Consider the following 1,687-nt stretch of genomic DNA (forward strand, 5'->3'; position numbering starts at 1 on the left):
GGCTACGACGTGGAGCTGCTCAGTTCGGGTGCCGTGCGGGCGTACGAGGCACCACGAGCGGGAGACGTACGGGGTGGAGGACGAGCTGGCTGACGAGCTGTTGCGGCGGATGAAGTGACCATTCTCGGAGCCCGAAGGGGGCCCTCTGTGTTGAAGAAGCTGATCTCGTTCCTGAACCCGCGTACGGCGGTCGTCGAGCCGGTAACGGTGGTCGCCGGGGCCCGGCGTCCCCAGGTCGTGTGTCTGTGCGGCTCGACGCGGTTCTGGGCGGAGCTCGCCGAGGCGAACCTGCGCGAGACCATGGCTGGCCGGATCGTCCTGGCCCCGGGTTGTGACATGAAGACGCCTCATTCGCTGTGGGCTGACGGGCGGGACGCTGAGGAGCTCAAGGTGCGACTCGACGAGCTGCACCGGGCGAAGGTTCGGATGGCGGACGAGGTCCTGGTGGTCAACCCCGGTGGGTACATCGGTGACTCGACGCGCTCGGAGGTCGCGTACGCGCTCAGCCTCGGCCTACCGGTCCGCTACACCGACTCCGCCGGGGCAGCGGCCGGCCCGGGCTCGACCACTGCGGCGTCGGTAGCCGGGTCGCGGTCGACGGAGCCGCAGGCGCTGGCCTCGTACAAGCTGGCCGACTGGCCGTGTCCGGACTGCGGCGAGGCGGCCGTCGAGGGCACCCACGCGTGGGACGACCGCGGGCCGCACCAGCTGCTGAGCGTTCACGTGCTGCGGTGTGCGGCCGGGCACTCCTGGTCCAACCACAACGACGGAGGCTGATGTGGAGCGGCTGCTGTGGTGGCTGCCGGTGTGGATGGCGGGCTACTGGGTGGAGTTCACGGAGAACTGGAAGCTGACCCGTGCGATCGACCGGGCGTTCGCGGCCGGGGACTCCGAGGCCCTGTCCGTGTTCAAGACCGGCACGCTGCGGGCGACCTTCACCACGAAGGGGATGTTCGCGCGGACCGATGAGCTCATCTCGTACGCGGAGCTGGTTGTGGCGGCCGACGGCTGCGCCTACCGCTACCACCGCCAGTTCTCTCACCTGGAGCTCAGCGCCTGAGGCGCTTGGATCGCTCCACCGCATTCGAAGATTCAACTCGTAGACGGAAGGAACGTGTCATGACTGCTCTCCTCCTCAGCGGCACCCTGGTCGAGCAGACCAGGCGGCAGCTCCTTGAACGGGATGTCTGGTACGGGCTCAGTGGCATGCTCGTCACCGGTGAGTCCGTCGCCCGGCACCTGACGGCCGCGGCCGGCCTGATGGAGCGCAAGGGCTGGGACCCCCAGCTCTACGCCCCGTTCTCCGGGTACCACCTGCGCGACGCGCTGACGAGCACGCGTGACGACGGGATGGGCGACGCGGACACCCAGTTCGTGGGCAGGACCGTGCTGGAGGCGGTCCTTCGGCTCTCCACCGGCGCCTCGTACGTCGACTACGAGGTCTGGAGCGAGCACCCCGTGCGGACCCTCGACGAGGTCCTCGCCGTTTGCCGGACGGCTGCGGCCCTCGCTCTGCAGCACGGCCCCGGCCCCGCGCAAGCCGGCGGCGAGCTGCTGGACGCGGGGGAGGGGTGATGGCCGGGGGTCCTGAGTGGGACGACCCCGAGGCGTGGCGGGCGGTGGCCCGCGAGACGCTCCAGGCGTTCGATGCCGTCTTCTCGCCCAGCTTCTACGGCTGGAGCGAGGA

General features: G+C 69.8%; 3 protein-coding genes. All 3 read left to right on the forward strand.

Translation table 11 applies throughout. From position 1 onward, the window contains the following. Nucleotides 1-147: 147 nt before the first annotated feature. From ACFWAD_RS29845 to ACFWAD_RS29855, 3 genes are read left to right on the forward strand one after another with little or no spacing between them, the layout of a single operon-like run. Nucleotides 148-777, forward strand: a complete 630-nt coding sequence (locus ACFWAD_RS29845) for a hypothetical protein (RefSeq protein WP_378550447.1) — start codon at nucleotides 148-150, stop codon at nucleotides 775-777. A 1-nt stretch (nucleotide 778) separates the two neighbouring features. Further along, complete coding sequence (locus ACFWAD_RS29850; protein WP_378550450.1) at nucleotides 779-1,060, forward strand: hypothetical protein; 282 nt, start codon at nucleotides 779-781, stop codon at nucleotides 1,058-1,060. 59 nt (nucleotides 1,061-1,119) lie between these two features. After that, nucleotides 1,120-1,575, forward strand: coding sequence for a hypothetical protein (locus ACFWAD_RS29855; protein ID WP_378550453.1), 456 nt, complete (start codon nucleotides 1,120-1,122; stop codon nucleotides 1,573-1,575). Nucleotides 1,576-1,687: the final 112 nt, after the last annotated feature.

The organism is Rhodococcus sp. NPDC059969 (genome assembly GCF_042738325.1).
Classification (GTDB): Bacteria; Actinomycetota; Actinomycetes; order Mycobacteriales; family Mycobacteriaceae; genus Rhodococcus_F.